The 18,266-nt window shown below is 69.7% G+C and carries 18 protein-coding genes and 1 tRNA gene; 10 read left to right on the forward strand and 9 right to left on the reverse strand.

The window, feature by feature from the left end; all coding sequences use genetic code 11:
• Positions 1 to 249 precede the first annotated feature (249 nt).
• A complete protein-coding gene (locus KDL28_RS22850) occupies positions 250 to 438 on the forward strand; it encodes a hypothetical protein (RefSeq protein ID WP_252441523.1) in 189 nt (62 codons plus the stop codon).
• A gap of 13 nt (positions 439 to 451) precedes the next feature.
• On the opposite strand, the gene KDL28_RS22855 is transcribed toward KDL28_RS22850, so the two are convergent.
• Complete coding sequence (locus KDL28_RS22855; protein ID WP_252441524.1) at positions 452 to 829, reverse strand: hypothetical protein; 378 nt, start codon at positions 827 to 829, stop codon at positions 452 to 454.
• A gap of 63 nt (positions 830 to 892) precedes the next feature.
• On the opposite strand from KDL28_RS22855, the gene KDL28_RS22860 reads away from it, so the two are divergent.
• Entirely contained in the window at positions 893 to 1,129 is a 237-nt protein-coding gene (locus KDL28_RS22860) for a helix-turn-helix domain-containing protein (RefSeq protein ID WP_252441525.1), read from the forward strand.
• A gap of 419 nt (positions 1,130 to 1,548) precedes the next feature.
• Here the strand turns inward: KDL28_RS22860 and KDL28_RS41635 are convergent, their stop codons facing one another.
• Positions 1,549 to 2,019 (reverse strand): hypothetical protein, encoded by a 471-nt coding sequence (locus KDL28_RS41635; RefSeq protein WP_252441526.1) that lies wholly within the window; start codon positions 2,017 to 2,019, stop codon positions 1,549 to 1,551.
• 59 nt (positions 2,020 to 2,078) lie between these two features.
• Here KDL28_RS41635 and KDL28_RS41640 point away from each other — a divergent pair, with 59 nt between their 5' ends.
• A complete protein-coding gene (locus KDL28_RS41640) occupies positions 2,079 to 2,381 on the forward strand; it encodes a tyrosine-type recombinase/integrase (protein ID WP_252441527.1) in 303 nt (100 codons plus the stop codon).
• A 191-nt stretch (positions 2,382 to 2,572) separates the two neighbouring features.
• Here the strand turns inward: KDL28_RS41640 and KDL28_RS22880 are convergent, their stop codons facing one another.
• Complete coding sequence (locus KDL28_RS22880; RefSeq protein WP_308216046.1) at positions 2,573 to 2,797, reverse strand: DUF397 domain-containing protein; 225 nt, start codon at positions 2,795 to 2,797, stop codon at positions 2,573 to 2,575.
• 759 nt (positions 2,798 to 3,556) lie between these two features.
• On the opposite strand from KDL28_RS22880, the gene KDL28_RS22885 reads away from it, so the two are divergent.
• Positions 3,557 to 4,426: a helix-turn-helix domain-containing protein gene (locus KDL28_RS22885; RefSeq protein WP_256502486.1), complete on the forward strand. Its 870-nt coding sequence runs from the start codon at positions 3,557 to 3,559 to the stop codon at positions 4,424 to 4,426.
• Between the two features lie 1,575 nt (positions 4,427 to 6,001).
• On the opposite strand, the gene KDL28_RS22890 is transcribed toward KDL28_RS22885, so the two are convergent.
• A tRNA-Ser gene (locus KDL28_RS22890) sits at positions 6,002 to 6,086 on the reverse strand.
• A 477-nt stretch (positions 6,087 to 6,563) separates the two neighbouring features.
• Here KDL28_RS22890 and ypfJ point away from each other — a divergent pair.
• Complete coding sequence (gene ypfJ / locus KDL28_RS22895; RefSeq protein WP_252441528.1) at positions 6,564 to 7,505, forward strand: KPN_02809 family neutral zinc metallopeptidase; 942 nt, start codon at positions 6,564 to 6,566, stop codon at positions 7,503 to 7,505.
• 5 nt (positions 7,506 to 7,510) lie between these two features.
• On the opposite strand, the gene KDL28_RS22900 is transcribed toward ypfJ, so the two are convergent.
• The 3 genes from KDL28_RS22900 to KDL28_RS22910 all read right to left on the reverse strand — a co-directional run bounded on the left by KDL28_RS22900 (position 7,511) and on the right by KDL28_RS22910 (position 10,381).
• Positions 7,511 to 8,155, reverse strand: coding sequence for a GNAT family N-acetyltransferase (locus KDL28_RS22900; protein ID WP_252441529.1), 645 nt, complete (start codon positions 8,153 to 8,155; stop codon positions 7,511 to 7,513).
• 129 nt (positions 8,156 to 8,284) lie between these two features.
• Positions 8,285 to 9,793 carry a flotillin family protein gene (locus KDL28_RS22905; protein ID WP_252441530.1) on the reverse strand — a complete coding sequence of 503 codons (1,509 nt, stop codon included), beginning with the start codon at positions 9,791 to 9,793 and terminating at the stop codon, positions 8,285 to 8,287.
• 42 nt (positions 9,794 to 9,835) lie between these two features.
• Complete coding sequence (locus KDL28_RS22910) at positions 9,836 to 10,381, reverse strand: NfeD C-terminal domain-containing protein (protein WP_252441531.1); 546 nt, start codon at positions 10,379 to 10,381, stop codon at positions 9,836 to 9,838.
• A 181-nt stretch (positions 10,382 to 10,562) separates the two neighbouring features.
• On the opposite strand from KDL28_RS22910, the gene KDL28_RS22915 reads away from it, so the two are divergent.
• A complete protein-coding gene (locus tag KDL28_RS22915; RefSeq protein ID WP_252441532.1) occupies positions 10,563 to 11,546 on the forward strand; it encodes an NAD(P)H-quinone oxidoreductase in 984 nt (327 codons plus the stop codon).
• A 114-nt stretch (positions 11,547 to 11,660) separates the two neighbouring features.
• Positions 11,661 to 12,224: a bacterial proteasome activator family protein gene (locus tag KDL28_RS22920; RefSeq protein ID WP_252441533.1), complete on the forward strand. Its 564-nt coding sequence runs from the start codon at positions 11,661 to 11,663 to the stop codon at positions 12,222 to 12,224.
• 332 nt (positions 12,225 to 12,556) lie between these two features.
• On the opposite strand, the gene KDL28_RS22925 is transcribed toward KDL28_RS22920, so the two are convergent.
• Positions 12,557 to 14,323: a bifunctional metallophosphatase/5'-nucleotidase gene (locus KDL28_RS22925; RefSeq protein WP_252441534.1), complete on the reverse strand. Its 1,767-nt coding sequence runs from the start codon at positions 14,321 to 14,323 to the stop codon at positions 12,557 to 12,559.
• A gap of 209 nt (positions 14,324 to 14,532) precedes the next feature.
• Here KDL28_RS22925 and wzm point away from each other — a divergent pair, with 209 nt between their 5' ends.
• From wzm to glfT1, 3 genes are all read left to right on the forward strand, one after another.
• Positions 14,533 to 15,396, forward strand: coding sequence for a galactan export ABC transporter permease subunit Wzm/RfbD (gene wzm / locus KDL28_RS22930; protein ID WP_256502491.1), 864 nt, complete (start codon positions 14,533 to 14,535; stop codon positions 15,394 to 15,396).
• Between the two features lie 17 nt (positions 15,397 to 15,413).
• Positions 15,414 to 16,178: a galactan export ABC transporter ATP-binding subunit Wzt/RfbE gene (wzt, locus tag KDL28_RS22935; RefSeq protein ID WP_252441536.1), complete on the forward strand. Its 765-nt coding sequence runs from the start codon at positions 15,414 to 15,416 to the stop codon at positions 16,176 to 16,178.
• Positions 16,179 to 16,248: 70 nt separating this feature from the next.
• Positions 16,249 to 17,172, forward strand: a complete 924-nt coding sequence (glfT1, locus tag KDL28_RS22940) for a galactofuranosyltransferase GlfT1 (RefSeq protein WP_252441537.1) — start codon at positions 16,249 to 16,251, stop codon at positions 17,170 to 17,172.
• 86 nt (positions 17,173 to 17,258) lie between these two features.
• On the opposite strand, the gene KDL28_RS22945 is transcribed toward glfT1, so the two are convergent.
• Complete coding sequence (locus tag KDL28_RS22945; protein WP_252441538.1) at positions 17,259 to 18,242, reverse strand: glycine betaine ABC transporter substrate-binding protein; 984 nt, start codon at positions 18,240 to 18,242, stop codon at positions 17,259 to 17,261.
• Between the last annotated feature and the right edge of the window lie 24 nt (positions 18,243 to 18,266).

Raw genomic sequence — 18,266 nt, forward strand, 5'->3', positions numbered from 1 at the left:
TACGCTGTGGCCCACGGCCATCGCGTGATCATCTGATGTCGACACAACGGACGAGGATCACGCGGTGGCCGCCTCACGTCCGGGACCGCCACGCCAGCAAGATCACGACCTACGGCTGGAGTACTAGCCGCGCTCGACGCCGAAGAGGACGCCAGCGCCGACACCCGACGGCTGATCGGGGTCGCACCGGCAGACCTGCGCGAGATCGCCGCCGAGGCACCCGCACCCGAGGACGAGGACCTCGTCCGGGTGCCGACCTTCCAGGAGACCGACGCCCACGTGGCCCATGCCCGCCGGGTCCTCGCCGAGATGACCGCCCGCGCCGTCGAGGACACGCGCGAGGCCGAGCAGCACCGGAGCCAGGAACTCAACGACTGGCACGCCCAGGACCACGCGGGCCAGCGCGACGACGGGCAGGACTACGGCGATGGCTACTGATCCGGTACCGGAGTCACTCCGACGGGCCGCCGACCGCGCTGACCGGCGGCCCACCATCCCGGCGCCACGCCCACCGCAGCGTCGCCCGAACCCCCTCGCACCAACCGGGCTGCAGCCCCACGAGGTCGGGCCGGCGCACGGCCAGGCTCTCCGCAGCCACGGACTCGTCCTCGATGCGCTCTTCGTAGGCGATCCCGGTGCGACCCGTCGCCGGCCGCCGGACCGACCGGCCGGCGAGCCACCGGCAGGTGTCGACGACACCGCCGGCGTACCAGTCGACCCCGCTGGCATCCCGGTGCTCAGCCGCGGCCCACACCGCGGCGAACTCCGACCGGGAGACCCGGAGGTTCCCGCCAGGGATGCGTGTGACGTCGTACTCCGTTACGGCCACGCCGGTCAGAGTCGCACGAGCAGCCGACAGAAAACCACATCCGACCGGACCGAGGGAGGGTCGATGTTCATCGGCACAGACGTACCGGACAGCCGGATTCTGCTCTCCGTCGAGGACGCCGCCGGCCGTCTCTCGATCAGCCGGACGCGGATGTATGCCCTCATCAAGGCCGGCGAGATCGCGTCCATTCGCGTCGGCCGACTCCGACGGATTCCCTCCAGCGCGCTCGAATCGTTCATTGAGCGGCTCACGGCCGAGCAGATTCCCCAGCAGCAGGACCGACGGCGGCGCACGTCATGACGCGCCGATCGGGGCCGAAGGGCGGCCGGGCACCGAACGGCGCCAGCTCGATCTACCTCAGCGATTACGACGGCAAATGGCACGGCCGGGTCACCGTCGGGCTGTTGGCCAACGGCAAGCCGGATCGACGGCACGTCAAGCGGGCAACCCAGGCCGAGGTCATCGAGGCAGTCCGCCGGCTCGAACGCGAGCGGGACGGCGGCAACATCCGCCGGCCGGGCCGGCCCTGGAGCGTCGAGAAATGGCTGACCCACTGGGTGGAGAACATCGCACCGCACGGAGTCCGCCCGACCACACTGGACGGCTACCGGTTCGCCGTCTTCAAGCACCTGATTCCGGGCGTCGGGGCCCACCGGATCGACCGGCTCCAGCCCGAGCACCTGGAGACACTCTACGCCCGGATGGTCGCCAACGGCAGCTCACCCGGTACGGCGCACCAGGCGCACCGCACGGTGCGGACGGCGCTGAACGAAGCGGTCCGACGGAACCACCTGCACCGGAACCCCGCCAGGATCGCGAAGGCGCCCCGGCTGGACGAAGTCGAGATCGAGCCGATGACGCTGGAAGAGCTGCAGAAGGTTCTGACCGCGGCGGCCAAGTCCCGACTTCACGCCCGCTGGGCCGTTGCCCTCGCTCTCGGTCTGCGGCAGGGGGAGACGCTCGGGTTGAAGTGGGCGGACATCCAGCTCGACAGCGGCCGCCTCGCCGTCCGACGGGCGCTCCAGCGACCGAGCTACCGGCACGGCTGCACGGGCGACTGCGGCCACTCCGCGGCCGGGCACTGCCCGCAGCGGGTGAACACCCGCGCTGTCACCGCCGACACGAAGTCCCGTGCCGGCCGTCGGGTCATCGGCATCCCCGAGCCGGTCGTGGGACTGCTGCGGAAACACTTCAAGCAACAGAGTCCGAACGCGCCCACGCCGGCCAGCTCTGGCAGGACGGCGGGTGGGTGTTCACCGACCAGCTTGGCCGGCCGCTCAACACCCGGACAGACCTCAAACGCTGGAAAGACCTGCTCCAGGCAGCCGGCGTCCGGTCGATGCGGCTGCACGACGCCCGCCACACCGCCGCGACCGTGCTGCTCATCCTGGGCGTCCCGGAGCGGGCGGCCATGGGCGTCATGGGTTGGTCGAGCACGTCGATGGCGGCGCGGTACCAGCACATCACCGAAGTGGTCACCGGCGACATTGCTGACCGAGTCGGAGCGTTGCTCTGGGTGGTTGAGGACGCGGACCAGACTCCTGGAACTTGAGTCAACCCGGCCGCGGGCTGCCCGGGCACCGGCAGCAACAGCGCGGGTGCAGCCGTCGGTCGTTGATCGGTTGCGATGCTGGCGCGGATGCCGGTGAAAGGCCGGGCTCCTCGGATCAACCGAGGTACGAGCGGGGAGCAGTTCGGAGGAGCGCTGGAAGGAAATTGTGCACCCGGTGCCGCAGAGGAGCCTTATTCTTCGGGCAGCATGGCGTCGCCAGCATTAACTCCGGCAAGAAATGCTCGCCATTCACTGTGTGTAAATATTAGCTTCGAGCCTTCCGGATCACGAGAGTTGCGAAGCTCAACAACATTGGGAGGGAACCGCCATTCTACACAGTCGCCTTCCTGACTGAATCGACTCTTGCGCCATTCCATCTCAGGAATAAGCCTCAAAGAAGAACCTTTCTGCGTCATTGTCTAATGGGGAGGATTTCTGGTCCCGCTGTCCGAATACGATTCAAGACGATCCTGCTCCCCCGACAGAGAGCCGCTCGCCGAGCCCGAGTCCACTGGTGGCCTGGCGGCTCGACGAGCGGGGCCTCAAAGGTCCACTCAGTGGATGCCTCCCCACGCAGCGGGTCCGGCGACGATGAGTAGCACGAGGATGATCACCAGAACGCCGGTCCAGAATACCCAGCTCACCAATGATCGAAGAGAGATCACAACCATCACTGCTTCCTCCCAGGCGGAACAAGGTTGCCCTCGGCCAGCTACCCGGCCGACGCATCCAGGCGCTGCGCGTTGCCGCACACGCATCGCCCGAACCACCGCAGTATCGCGCCGAACCCGGATCTAGGTCAACCACGACTAGGCCGCCCCCGGTACGGGAGACGGCCTAGTCGATCGACGAACCTGGCGGCAGCTCGGCCCGTCTCGTCCAGCTGCCTGGGAGGGCTGCTAGTGCCATCTAGCATGCCGGAGTGGGCACCGGATGACAAGCTTGAGTCTGACACATGTCAGGCTGACCGGCCCGAGCATGAGCACGAGCACCTCGACATGAACGTAGTTAACCATCGACCAAGCGACAACCTCGACCTGTCATCCTGTTGCGGTCAACGCTGACAGCGGAACCGATGTCTGCCTAGACTCTCAACCGGATCGCCCGGGTGACGACCCGGTTCACCAGCTCCGCGAACGCGACTGCCGGGACCGAACTGAAGGGGGTGCCAGGGGTTGTCGACTGATGCGGAAGGTGGCGGCCCGCCGGAAGTAAACCGACGCAGAGTTCGCAACATCCTGCGCGATGCGCGCGAAAGTGTCGGATTGACGCAGAAGCAAGCAGCCGACCGCGTTCTGTGGTCACTGAGCAAGATGATCAGGATCGAGACCGGTGCACCCCCACAACCCTCGGACGTCCGAGTTCTTCTGAAAGAGTACGGCTTCGAAGACGAGCGCATATCCGAGGTTGTAGAGTACGCCAAGGCAGCTCGACGGCCCGGGGAATGGGAGCAGTACCGCGACGTCTACACGAGTGCCGCCCTGAATGTGTTTGAGAACGAGCGGGCGGCACGCCTCATTCAGAAGTATGAACCATCCGTCGTACCTGGCTTGCTGCAAACTGAAGATTACGCGCGCGAGTTACTTGCGTCGCTCGGAAACGAAGGGAGGAGGATTGAGAAACTCTTGATGGCTCGACTTCAGCGCCAGGAGATGCTTGAGAGGATCGACTGCCCCAAGCTCGACTTTATTCTTGGTGAGGCGACGATCAGCCGCCCGGTAGGCAGGGGGTCGGGGATTATTAAGTCGCAGATTGAGCGTCTCAAGGTTCTCGCCGACCATCCAAATATCACGCTACGCTTCCTTCCGTTTTCTGCCGGACTATTTCGCGGCATGGGCGACGCATTTACCGTGTTGGAGTTCCGTGACCCTGAGGTACCAGACCTCGTTTACCTGGAGAGCGCTGATAGAGACAGCGTCTGGCGTGACGAGAAGAACGAAATCGCGAGATATGCCGAACGATTCGGGATGCTGCAAGAGCTTGCGTCGCCTCCCGAAGACTTCGTCAGCCAGATTACAGCTGTAGCAAGGAATCGTTTCGATTGAATCCGTGTAGTATCGCCGGAAGTCATCCTCACTCGGTGACAACAAAAGGGTTGCGACCATAGGGAGATAACTGCGAACCAGTCAGGCCTACATTTCTTTGATTGCGCCCAAGTGACTTCTTGTGCTCGGATCCGCGCCGCGACCGGACAAAGGGCCGCAGCCGAACAAAGGCTGCGTCAGGGGGTCCTCGAACTTCCACGGCACGCCCTGTGGGCGCCGTAGGCGCAAGCGCTACGCAGGTCGTGCAACCTTGGCCGGTCCCTGCGCGGGCGCGCGACTGAGAAAGAGTCGCCGTGTCAGCCTGCGTCCGCTTGGATTTGCCAAATATGCCTATAATCTCCAGCGAACGGGTTTACGACGCTACCGAGAACTGTATCAACTTGGATGCGGTCTACGTGGCTAGGTGCAAACTGAGTCCAGCTCGAGACATTCTGCGACTCGCTATTACTGTCGGGCCCGATCTCCAGTAGCCATGCGAACGGCGAACCGGCGACCTCTACTGTGGCAACAGATGACCCCGTCTTCATGTCGACTCGAACTTGGGTGGAGTTGATTCGAATTCGACTACTCGCCACCAGTGTGAGGTAAACGCGAATATTCGACGGCAGCGTGCCAACGCGCTGATCGATGACGAAGCTCCGCAACACTGGATACCGGTCACCCAGTCCGGCCGATCCACTGGCGACAAGCAGCATGAACAGGGCTTGGCGAATCACAGCTCCCGGACGCACGTCCTCGGCAGCTAGCCGCATGCGCGGCGGAGGTGGACCGCCAGCGAAGGAGTTGCGCTCCCACTCTACTAGCCCGCCCACTACCCCATGAACAAGTTCAGAGTATGCAGGTACATATGCTCGACCACCGAACGAGTTACAGCCTCGGCACGTTGCATGCATCCCGACGCCACGCTGCATATCCTTCCAGCCAGACGACGGGAATTCGCCAATGGGAGCTTCAAGTGCGGCCATCATATCGATACCGCGACGGCGATTCGAGTTCCCTGACGACCTTGGTGGAAGGTGCTCGAAGGTGAGAGTATCGGTCCGCCCACAAACGTGACATCGACCTTCTCGACTACGTCCCATAATCATATCATCCAATACTTAGGAGCAATCTACAGCTTAATCTATGTCTGAATCGGCGAGGTGCTACCCTCTTCGCCGAGTATACCCGTCCGCCTCGATGGACCCAGGGCATTTAGCGCCCTCGCCGGGCGGGTAGGTCTCCGGGGTGGCCGGACGACGGTGCGGGTCACGTCGGCAGGGTGGGCGGCGCTGTGCGGCATCCCGTCGACCTCCCGGAGGGCTACCACGTGGCGTTCCGGGGCGCAGAGCTGATCGAGTTCGGGTCAGGTGCCATCGGGGGCTGCACCCCGGAACCTCGCGTGGTCGGGCTGCGCCAGGTCGACGGGATGCCGCACAGCACTCGGGTCGTTGAGAGCCACTGCGGGTCGAGTTGAGATCATCGCCCACGGGATACCCTCGGGCCACGACCTCACTGAGACCCAAACTGAGACCCCGCTGGCAGCCAGGTGAGGTCGCCCGGCCCATTGACCAGAGGAACCCACTGGTCAGGCAGCGGAAGCGGAGGGATTCGAACCCCCGGACCCTTGCGGGACTCTCGCTTTCAAGGCGAGTGCATTCGGCCGCTCTGCCACGCTTCCGCCGTGCACGGTACCCCTCCGTTCCGGGGCTGCGTACGGACTGTCCGGAGCGGGCGAGCGCCACCGCGACGCTCAGGAGGTGGCGTCGCCGGGCTGTTCGGGCAGCCGCTCCAGGACCTGCCCGACGAGCTGGGTCAACGACCGGAGCCGACTGTCGACCGAGTCGAACCGCGCCGTGTGCTCGGCGTGCTTGGCGGAGTGCTCGGCCGGGGTGGTCTTGACGTCGCGGATGTCGGTGCGACACGCGGGCCACTTCCGGGCGTTCCCGGCCCACCGGCGGGTTCGCGCTTCGGCGGCGACGACCGGCGGCCATCAGGACGCGGCGGAGGAGGGCAGGCGGGAGCGCGCCGGTCACGGTCGGGCGTCGGCGCGGCATGGAAACCACCCGGACAGGGAAAGGTGAACTCGTCGTGACCATGGCGCAGCGCGCCGGGCGGGGTCCGGTGTGGTGGGATCTCGCCGAGCGAGGGAGGCAGCATGCGGTTCGACGAGGGCGCCGACCTGGACACGTCGAATATCGACGATCTCCGGGGCAGCGGTGGGGGCGGGGTCGGCGGTCGGGTCGCGCTCGGCGGCGGTGGTCTCGGCGTCGTCGGGCTGATCGTCTACTTCCTCCTCTCGCAGCTCGGTGGGGGTGGCGGCGGCGGGTTCAGCGTGCCGGGCGGCATCCCCGGGCTGGGCGGGCTCGAGCAGGGCCAGCAGACCGACACCTCGGCGGCGGCCTCGGCGTGCCGCACCGGCGAGCAGGCCAACACCCAGCTCGACTGCGAGGTCGTGGCCGTCGTCAACTCCCTCGACGGCTACTGGACCGACGCGTTCGCCGCGTCCGGGCAGACCTACGCCCCGCCGCGCACCAACTTCTTCAGCGGGGGCGTCACGACCGGCGGCTGCGGCAGCGCCACCTCCGCCTCCGGGCCCTTCTACTGCCCGGCCGACTCCGAGGTCTACATCGACCTGACCTTCTTCGAGGAGCTGGAGACGCGGTTCGGCGCGCAGGGCGGCCCGTTCTCGCGGGCCTACGTCATCGCCCACGAGTACGGCCACCACATCCAGAACCTGCTCGGCACCTCCTCGCGGGTGCAGGGCGGCGAGAGCGGCCCGACGTCGGGCTCGGTGCGCCTGGAGCTGCAGGCCGACTGCTACGCCGGCGTCTGGGCCAACCACGCCACCACGGTGCCGACGCAGTCGGGCCGGCCGCTGATCACCGAGGTCACCCGGGAGGACGTCGCGGCCGCGCTGGACACCGCGGAGCGGATCGGCGACGACTTCATCCAGTCCAACCTCGGCGGCGGCCGGGTCGACGAGAGCCAGTTCACCCACGGCAGCTCGGCGCAGCGGGAGAAGTGGTACACCACCGGCTACCAGAGCGGCGACCCGTCGCAGTGCGACACCTTCGCCCGCGGGGTCGACCTGGGCTGACCGTCTCACCCGGCGCCGAGCAGCCCCCGGCAGGCGTCGAGGCCCTCGACCCGCAGCGTCCAGTCCGGCCGGACGAAGTCGGCTGGCTCCAGGCGCAGCAGGACCTCCGTCGCCGGCTCACCACGCCGCGCGTGGCGGCAGGTGCCGTTGCGCCGGTAGCCCAGCTTCTCCGACACCCGCAGCGACGCGGCGTTGTCGGCGAAGGCCCCGGACACGGCCTCGACGGCGCCGAGGTGGTCGAACGCGAACCCGAGCACGGCCGCCCGCATCTCGGTGCCGAACCCGCCGCCCTGGTGGGTCCGGCCGAGCCAGGAACCGGTGCCGACCGTGCGCAGCGCCGGGAAGTCGCGTCCGGTCAGCGACTGGACGCCCAGCACCCTGCCCTCGTGGCGGACCAGGAAGTGCAGGCCCCAGGCCCGCGGGTCGACCTGCGCGCGCTGCGCCCAGTGGTACTGCAGGATCCCCCGCCCCAGGTAGCGCGGGTCGGCGTCGGTCCAGGGCTCCAGGAACGGCATGACCGCCGGGTCGTGCACGCCGGCGTGGGCCACCTCGACCAGCTCGCGCAGCCCGTCGTCGTCGTCGGGGCGCAGCTCCAGGCGCGGGGTGCGCAGCACCAGGTCGCGCAGGGGCCAGGGGTCCGGGTGGTCCATGCCGCCGCAGCCTGCCCGAGCGCGGCGGCCGCGGCCATCGGGTTGCCGCTCGTCCGGTCTCCCGAGTTCAGGAAAACCACGATGCTGCCCGCAGAGGGCGGCATCGTGGCTTTCCTGAACCCCGGCCCGTCACTCGGCGGCGGACTCCACCGGACCACCGTTGGACACCGACTTGGACGGCTTCGGCGACGGGCGGACCGACTCGCCCGCCGGGACGGCGGGTGCCGCGTCGACGGGGGCCGTCGTGATGCCACCGAGCCTGCCGAGCAGGCCGGCGAGGTCGACGCCGGTGAGGTCGCTGCCCAGCTGCAGGCTCTGCGCCACGTTGGTGGCCACCGACTTGGTCAGCGAGCTGGCACCGTCGGTGGAGATGACGGTCATCTTGTCGATCTCGCCCAGCGGCTTGCTGGCCGCCTCGACCACCTGCGGCAGCACCTGGACCAGCAGGTCGAGCACCGCGGCCTCGCCGTAGCGGGCGAACGCCTCCGCCTTGAGCCTGCGGGCCTCGGCGTCGGCCTGGCCGCGGGCCAGCAGCGCGGCGGCCTCGGCCGCGCCCTCGCGCTCGACGGCGTCGGCGACGCTGGTGCGGCGCTGCTGCTCGCCCTCGCCCAGCAGGCGGTCCTGCTCGGCGCGGGCCTGCGCGGCGGCGATGGTGGCCTGGCGCTGCGCGTCGGCGGCGAACACGGCGGCGTTGCGGGCCGCCTCGGCCTCCTGCTCGACCTTGTAGCGGGCGGCGTCGGCCGGCTTGCGGACCTCGGTGTTGAGCTGGCGCTCCTTCAGCTCGGCGTTGCGGTCGGCCACCTTCTGCTGCTCGGAGAGGATGGCCTGGTCGCGCTCGGCCTGGGCGAGCGGGCCGGCGGCGGCCGACCGGGCCTTCGCCGCGTCGATCTCGGCCTGGATGGACGCCTGCTTGAGCGAGAGGTTGCGGTTGGCCTCGGCGATGGCCTCCTCGGCGATCAACCGCTCCTGCTCGCCTGCCTGGCGGGCCTTGGCCTCGGCGATCATGGCGTCCTTGACGACCCGGGCGGCCTCCGGACGGCCCAGGTCCTGCAGGTAGCTGCCGTCGGCGGTGATGTCCTGGAGCTGGAAGGTGTCCAGCACCAGGCCCTGGTTGGTCATCGAGTGCTCGGCCTCCTCGGCGACCGCCGAGGCGAACGCGGCCCGGTCGCGGATGATCTCCTCGACGGTGAGCCTGCCGACGATCGAGCGCAGCGCACCGGCGAGCACCTCGCGGGTGAAGCCCTCGATCTCCTTCTGCTGGTGCAGGAAGCGCTGCGCCGCCGCGCGGATGGCCTCCGCGGTGCCACCGATCTTGACGATGGCCACGCCGTGCAGGTTGGTCCGGATGCCCTGCTTGCTGACCGCGCCCTGGATCTCGACGTGGATGCGCCGGCTGGACAGGTCGAGCACCTGCAGCTTCTGCACCACCGGCAGCACGAACACCGAGGCGCCCATGACGACCTTCTGGCCGGACAGGTCGGTGGAGCTGGTGCCGTCGACACCCTGGGTCGTGCGGCCCTTGCGGCCGGTGACGATGAACGCCTCGTTCGACCGCGCCACCTTGATGCGCGACAGCACGAACAGCACCAGCAGGAAGACCAGCAGCACCGCGCCACCGACCGGGATGAGCAGTTCCATGTCGTTTCCCCCTTCGACGTGGATGGAATTCGGGTCAATCGGTCACGGGTGCAGACCGGTGATCGGGAATTGCGCGCCCGGCGCGTCGATGACGACGACGCTGGTGTCGCTCGGCGCCTCGATGACCAGTACGGGCGTGCCGATGGCCATCGGCGCGTCCGCGCGGGCGTTGAGCTTGAGGTGGTGGCCGCCGAGCCGCAGGCGCACCTCGCCGTAGCCCCCGGCCGGGATCGGGCTGATCACGACGCCGTTCGTGCCGATCAGGTCCGACCGCTGCGGGGTGTCGTCGGTGGCCATGTCGCGGGCCGCGCGGGACAGCCGGGCGATCAGGAACGCCGCCGGGATCGCGGCGGCCACCCCGACCCCGCCCGACAGCGCCAACGCGCCGGGGCTGTCCGCGCCGACCAGGATGCTGGTGACAGCGGCGCCGAACCCGAACACCCCGAGGAAGCCGGCGACCGCCTCGGTGGTGACCGTGCCGTCGAACTCGGCGCTGAAGATTCCGGCGAGCTGGCTGCCGAGCAGACCGAGCGCGAGAATGACGACGCCGATTCCGCCGACGACGAGGAAGACCACCGTCCCCGTCATCACGACGAACCACCCCCGAACCGGCGCCGTACCGATGACGCTATCAGTACGGCACCGCGCTTCAGTCCCGCTTCAGGCCCCGTTCCGGCAATCGTCGGGAAACCGTTGCGCGGCGCGGAAGCCGAGGTCCGCGCCGCCGTGCGGGCGGCCGCCGACCAGCGGGCGTACTAGCGTCGCGGTCATGCATGCGATCACTGCGCGCGAGCCGGGCGGCCCCGAGGTCCTGGAGTGGACGGAGGTGCCCGACCCCGAGCCGGGACCGGGCGAGGTGCTCATCGACGTCGTGGCGAGCGCGGTCAACCGCGCCGATCTGCTGCAGCGCCAGGGCAACTACCCGCCGCCGCCGGGGGCGTCGACGATCATCGGCCTGGAGTGCTCCGGGCGCATCGAGGCGCTCGGCGAGGGCGTCACCGGCTGGGCCGTCGGGCAGGAGGTGTGCGCCCTGCTGGCCGGCGGCGGCTACGCGGAGAAGGTCGTGGTGCCTGCCGGGCAGGTGCTGCCCGTCCCGGACGGGGTCGACGTCTCGACGGCGGGGAGCCTGCCCGAGGTCGCCTGCACCGTGTGGTCGAACGTGGTGCGCCACGCCCGGCTCTCCGCGGGTGAGACGTTCCTCGTGCACGGCGGCACCAGCGGCATCGGCACCCACGCGATCCAGGTGGCGAAGGCGCTGGGGGCGCGCGTCGCGGCGACGGCCGGGAACCCCGAGCGGATGCAGCGCTGCCGCGACCTGGGCGCCGACATCGTCATCGACTACCACGACGACGTCACCGCGCAGCTCAAGGAGCAGACCGACGGCCACGGCGCCGACGTCATCCTGGACAACATGGGCGCCAAGGGCCTGGCCGCGAACGTCTCGGCGCTGGCGATGGACGGGCGTCTCATGGTCATCGGGATGCAGGGCGGGGCGAAGGGCGAGCTGAACCTGGGCGCGCTGCTGGCCAAGCGGGCCGGCATCACGGCGATGGGCCTGCGCGGGCGCCCGCTGGACGGCCCGAACGGCAAGGCCGAGGTGGTGGCCGGCACCGCCCGCGAGGTGTGGCCGCTGATCGCCGCCGGGAAGGTGCGACCGGTCGTGCACGCCACCGTGCCGCTGGCCGAGGCGGGCAAGGCCCACGCGCTGCTCGACGGGGGCGGCGTGGTGGGCAAGCTGCTGCTGGTCAGGTAGCCGCCGACCGCGGCGCGCCGATCCCGCTACGGTGGGCGGCCAGAACGCGGGTCGAGTCCGAGATCGCGACGGAGCACCGCTATAGGGCGGGGCCGAGTGGGGAACGTGGAGAGCATGGGACCGGAACAGGGCAGTGCGGGTGGCGCGGCCGAGAACGGCGAGCAGCAGCAGGTGCTGGTGGTCGGGCCGGACGGGCGACCGGTGGGCATGGCCCATGTGCCGCAGTCGGGTGAGAACGGCGACGGCGAGGAGGGCGTCGGGACGATGGTCGAGCAACCCGCCAAGGTCATGCGGATCGGCACGATGATCAAGCAGCTGCTGGAGGAGGTGCGGGCCGCTCCGCTGGACGAGGCCTCCCGCGCGCGGCTCAAGGAGATCCACGAGAACTCCATCAAGGAGCTCGAGGACGGCCTGGCCCCGGAGCTGCGCGAGGAGCTGGAGCGACTCAGCCTGCCGTTCACCAACGACACCATCCCCTCCGACGCCGAGCTGCGGATCGCCCAGGCCCAGCTGGTCGGCTGGCTGGAGGGGCTGTTCCACGGCATCCAGACCGCGCTGTTCGCCCAGCAGATGGCGGCGCGGGCGCAGCTGGAGCAGATGCGCCGCGGGCTGCCCCCGGGCGCGACGCCCCAGCCGGGCACCGAGATCCCCGGCCGCGGCACCGGGCAGTACCTGTAGTCACCGGCCTGCCCTCGCAGCAGGCAGATCCGCTGCGAGGGCAGCCTCCGGCTGAGTGGCGAGCCGCTCGCTTGCCCGCCACCGTGCGCGACGGGAGCGGGTGAACGGCGCGCCGGCCCGAGCGCGTTGCTCGAGCGCGCCGCTCGCTCGGTGGGACGAGGACGAGAGTGACACGAGCGTGACTCTCGTTGCGCCTCACGGCACGAGAGCGGCTTTCGTCCCGCCTCAACCGGGCGAGCGGCGCGCTGGGCAGGCTCCACAGTCAGGAAAGCCACGATGCTGCCCTCTGCGGGCAGCATCGTGGCTTTCCTGAACTCTGGGCGGGGGTCGGGTCAGCCGGTGGCGGTGATGCGGCCGGAGCCGGCCTCCGGGTAGGCGGCGGCGGTGATGGCGCCGCCGAGGTCGTCGGCGATGTAGCCGGCCAGCGCCTGCTGGTAGCTCACCCCGACCGAGGTGAAGGGCAGGCCGCGGAACGGGTAGACGTCGCCGCCGCGGGCGGAGAAGTCGTTCGTCGCGACCGAGATGCCCGGCCCGTCGACCACCGCGCCGGCGGTGACGATCGGCGTGCCGTCGTCCAGCACGACCTCGCTCACCCGGGCGCCCGGCGTGGTCACCGTGCCGTCCTCCGCGGTCACCTGGGCGGCCCCGGCCGGGTCGTAGGTGAACCGGAACCCGGCGACCTGGGCGAACCGGCCGTCGGCCACCGGGATCTGGGAGACCGCGTTCTCCAGCAGCTCCTTGAACTGCGCGCGCGGCACGTCCGGCACGACGGCCACGAAGTTGGCGAACGGCGCTATCGAGAAGGTGTCCAGCTCGGTCACCGGGCCCGCCGGGATCAGCGAGTTGTTCCGGATGCCGCCGCCGTTCTGCAGCGCCACCTGCGGCGCGGTCACGCCGAACTCCTCGGCGCCGTCCTGGCCTGCGTCGAGCAGCGCGTCGGCGAGCAGGTTGCCGAGGTTGGTCTCCTGGGTGCGCACGCCGGGCTCGCGGCGGCCCTCCAGGGCGACCTCGCTCTGCGCGAGGACGGTGGCGGCCAGCTCGGCGGTGTACGCGGTCACCGGGTCGGCCACCTCGGCCTGCACGGCGGGGTCGGGGGCGATCGCGTCGGCCTCGACTCCGGACACCCGCACCGGGCCCGAGCCGGGGTCGACGCCGGTCACGGTGCCGCTGCCGTCGAAGGTGACGGTGAGCCGACCGATGTACTTGTAGTCGCCGGCGGTGGTGACCACCGGGACGACCCGCCCGGTGGCGTCGGCCACCTGGATCGGGTAGCCGAACGGCTGGCCGGTGGCCGGGTCGACCGACACGGCGTCGCCGGGGACCAGCGGGTCGCCCGGGTTGGCCAGCAGCTCGTCGCCGCCGCCCGCGATGGCCACGTCGACGTCGCGCAGCTGGGCGATGAGCTGGCGGTCCTCGCCGACGCTCTGCAGGTGCGAGATCAGCACGACCTTGTCGACGCCGTCGGCGGTGAGCTCGTCGACGGCCTTCTGCACCGAGCCGAGCACGTCCTGCCCGACGACGACGTCGCGCGGGCTGGAGATCGAGGCCAGCGCCGGCGTGGTCGCCCCGACGACGCCGATGCGCTGCCCCGCCTCCTCGATGACGGTGCTGGGCGCGATCCGGCCCTGCTCGGCCAGCTCGGCCAACCGCGGCTCGGCGGAGACGTCGAGGTTGCTGGACAGGAACGGCACGCCGGAGTCGAAGCCGGAGATGAAGTCGGCCAGGGTGTCGGGGCCGAAGTCGAACTCGTGGTTGCCGATGGCCAGCGCGTCGTAGCCGACGGCGTCCAGGCCGATGGAGTCGTAGAAGGGCACGCCCTTCTCCTGGCTGGCCGCGAACTGCGGGCCGGCCAGGTAGTTGTCGCCGGAGGACAGCGTCACGACGCCGCTGTCGGGGGCGGCGGTGGCCGCGGCCTGCAGCGACCTCGCCAGCGCCACGAACCGGGCGATGCCGCCGAAGTTCGGGTCGGCCGGCGCGCCGAGCAGCTGCGATTCGCCGTCGTTGTTGTGCAGGATCGTCAGGGTGAAGGGCTGGTCCGGGGGAGCGTCCGGGATCGCGGCCGCCGCCGGGGACGCCGCCAGCACCGCTGCCACACTCACGGTGACAGCGGTGGCGGCACCCAGGGCGCCGCGGCGCACGGAGGGATGGGGCACGGAGTGGTCTCCTCACGAAGCGTGTCGGGACCAGCAGTATCCCGAGACCGGCCCGCATCGGCCCCACGCAGCGTCGAACCGCCGCCGAACGGTCACCCAACACCGCCCACGGGGCCCTCGGCTCACGCAGGTACCCTCGCCCGGTGGCGCAGACGATGACCGCCGGTGACGACCGGGCGCAGGACTCGACGTCCGAGCGCGCGGCACTCGTCGACGCGGCCGGTCCGCGCAGCTGGCGGCGGGCCTTCAACGACCTCGGTCAGGGCTGGAAGCAGCGCCCGCTGTGGGGCTACCTGGGCTGGCAGGACATCAAGCAGCGCTACCGCCGATCGGTGCTGGGCCCGCTGTGGATCAGCATCAGCATGGGCGTCATCGCCACCGCGATGGGCATCCTCTACGGCGCCCTGTTCGGCGAGGACATCACGACGTTCCTGCCCTACGTGGCCACCGGACTGCTGATCTGGAACTTCGTCAGCGGCTGCATCCTCGAGGGCAGCGAGGTCTTCATCGCCAACGAGGGGCTGATCCGGTTCCTGCCGGCGCCGCTGAGCCTGCACGTCTACCGGCTGGTCTGGCGGCAGACCCTGTTCTTCCTGCACAACCTGGTCATCTGGGGCATCCTGATGATCGTCTTCCCGCAGCCGCTGAGCTGGACGGTGCTGCTGGCGATCCCGGCGTTCGTCGTGCTGGTGCTCAACGGGGCGTGGATCGCGGTGCTGTCGGGCATCATCGCCACCCGCTTCCGCGACATCCCGCCGATCATCGCCAGCCTCACCCAGCTGCTGTTCTTCATGACCCCGATCGTCTGGTCCTACGAGCGGTTCCGGTCGAACCCGCTGGCGACCTACGTCGAGATCAACCCGGTGCTGCACTACGTGGAGATCATCCGCCAGCCGCTGCTCGGGCTCCCGATCGCCTGGCACCACTGGTACGTCGTCGGTGCCATCACCGTGGTGGGCTGCGCGGCCGCACTGGTCTGCATGCGCAACTACCGCTCCCGCGTCGCGTACTGGGTCTGAGGACGGCTGAGACGACCATGGTCAGCATCGACATCGAAGGCGCCGACGTCGACTTCCCCGTCTTCGACGCCAAGACCCGCTCCCTGAAGAAGGCCGTGCTCGGCCGGGCGGGCGGGGCCATCGGCACCGACTCGAAGGTCCCGGTCATCGAGGCCCTGCGCGACATCAACGTCTCGCTGCGCAAGGGCGAGCGGGTGGCGCTGGTCGGCCACAACGGCGCCGGCAAGTCCACCCTGCTGCGGCTGATGTCGGGCATCTACGAGCCCATCCGCGGCCGGGCCAGGGTCGTCGGCAAGGTCGCCCCCGTCTTCGACCTCGCCGTCGGGATGGACCCGGAGATCTCCGGGCTGGAGAACATCCTGATCCGCGGGCTGTTCCTGGGCATGACCCGCAAGCAGATGGAAGCCAAGGTCGACGACATCGCGGCGTTCACCGAGCTGGGCGACTACCTGTCGATGCCGCTGCGCACCTACTCGACGGGCATGCGCGTGCGGCTCGCGCTCGGCGTCGTCACCAGCATCGACCCGGAGATCCTGCTGCTCGACGAGGGCATCGGGGCGGTCGACGCGGAGTTCCTGGCCAAGGCCCGCAACCGGCTGCACGAGCTGGTGGAGCGCTCCGGCATCCTGGTCTTCGCCTCGCACTCCGACGAGTTCCTGGCCGACCTGTGCGACACCGCGATCTGGATGGACCGCGGAACCATCCGCGAGCACGGTCCGTTGCGCGATGTACTGGCCCACTACAAGGGGAGAGACGTGCTGGCCGAGATCGACGCCCGGTGAGCGAGCTTGCGAGCGATGTCGCTGTGTTGTCGGTGCACGAAGCGCTGACCGAGCGCAGCGAGGGAACGCGATGAGTTCATCGCTGCCTCCCGGGTCGGTCGTCGCCGTGGTGGTCACCCGCCACCGACCGGACATGCTGGTCGACTCGCTGGCCGCGCTGGCCAAGCAGACCCACCCCATCGCGCACCTGATCGTCGTGGACAACGGTCCCGACGATCCCGCGCGCGAGGTGGTGGAGTCCTGCGGCCTGCCGGCCACCTGGATCCCGTCGTGGAACAACCTCGGCGGCGCGGGTGGGTTCGCGCTGGGCATCCTGCACGCGCTGGCCATGGGCGCCGACTGGATCTGGCTCGGCGACGACGACGGCCACGCCGCCGACGACACCGTGCTCGCCACGCTGGTCGACGTGGCCGACCGGCGCGAACTGGCCGCGGTGTCGCCGATGGTGGCCGACAAGGACGACCCCGACCGCCTCGCCTTCCCGGTGCGCCGCGGGCTCACCTGGCACCGCTCCCGCGCGGCCCTGCGCGCCGACACCGAGCACGGCGCCGACGACGTCCTGCTCCCGCAGATCGCCGCGCTGTTCAACGGGGCGCTGTTCCGGGCCGCCACGTTCGACGTCGTCGGCGTACCCGACCTGCGGCTGTTCGTCCGCGGCGACGAGGTGGAGATGCACCGCAGGCTGGTGCGCTCCGGGCTGGCGTTCGGCACCGCGCTGCAGGCCGCCTACCTGCACCCGACGGGCAACGAGGACGACAAGCCGATGCTGCGCGGGCGGTTGCACGCCCGCGACCCCGACGACCCGGTCAAGCGGTACTACACCTACCGCAACCGCGGCTACCTGGTCTCGCAGCCGGGCATGCGCAAGGTCGGGATGCTGGAGTACCCGCGGTTCGCCTGGTACTTCCTGATCACCAAGCGCAGCCCGCGCCAGTTCGCGCAGTGGCTGCGGCTGCTCCGCCAGGGCAAGGCGGAGCGCTTCCACCGGGCCTGATCCTCCCGTCGAGAACGAAGTCGTCGTCGTCTTGGGCCGGTCCGAACGGCGACAAGTTCGTTCTCGACGGGACGGGGGCGGAGGGGTCAGCCGGTGAAGCCGTTCTCCGTGAGCCACTGCTCCGCGACCTCGTCGGGGAGCTCGCCCTGGACGTCGACGCGCTCGTTCAGGCCGCGCATGACGTCGGAGGTCAGCTTGGTCGCGATCGGGTTGAACACGTCGGCCAGCTTCGGGTTGGCGTCGAGCACCTCCTGGCGCACGGTCATCGCCAGGTTGTAGTCGACGAAGGTGCTCTTGTCGTCCTCCAGCACCACCAGGTCGTTCGCCGAGACCGCGCCGTCGGTCACGGTGACCTCGCCGAACGTGCACGTCTGCGCCTTCGCCGTCTCCGGCGGGATCAGCGAGAGCTCCAGCTCGGCGACGCCGTCGGGCGCCAGGGTGAAGCCGTAGGTCCTCGCGACGCCGGGCAGGCCGTCGTCGCGGGTGATGAACTCGGCGGCCGCGCAGATCTTGCCCTGCGCGGGGTTGGAGTTGATCAGCTCGGCCATCTGGGACATCGTGGTGATGCCCAGCTCGTCGCTCTTGGCCTTGCTGATCGCCAGCGCGTAGGCGTTGTTCAGCGGGGCCGGGTCGAGCCAGGCGATGCCGTTGGCCGCGTCGGCCTGCTTGACCGCCTCGTAGAGCTCCTTCTCGTCGCGCGGGGCGTCGGCCACCTCCTTCTTCTGGTGGGTCGACCAGCCGGTGCCCGTGTACTCCCAGTACATGTCGAGCTGGCCCGACGTCAGCGCGGTGCGGACGTTGGTGGAGCCGGTGATGGTGGCCAGCGGCGCCACGTCGGCGCCCGCGGCCTCCAGCGCCTGCACGGCGATCTCGCCCAGGATGATCTGCTCGGTGAACTCCTTGGAGCCGACGGTGAACGAGGCCCCGTCGAGCCCCACCGCGCCCAGCGAGCCCCCGCCTCCCCCGCCGCCGACCTGACCGCCGCTGCCACCGCCACCGCACGCGGTGACGGCGAGCGCGGCCGCGGCCAGCACCGCGGCCCATCGCGCTGTTCGGGTCCTCAGGTGCATGGAACTCCCCTTCCTCGTTCCGGC

The sequence above is a fragment of the Pseudonocardia humida genome (assembly GCF_023898865.1).
Taxonomy (GTDB): Bacteria; Actinomycetota; Actinomycetes; order Mycobacteriales; family Pseudonocardiaceae; genus Pseudonocardia; species Pseudonocardia humida.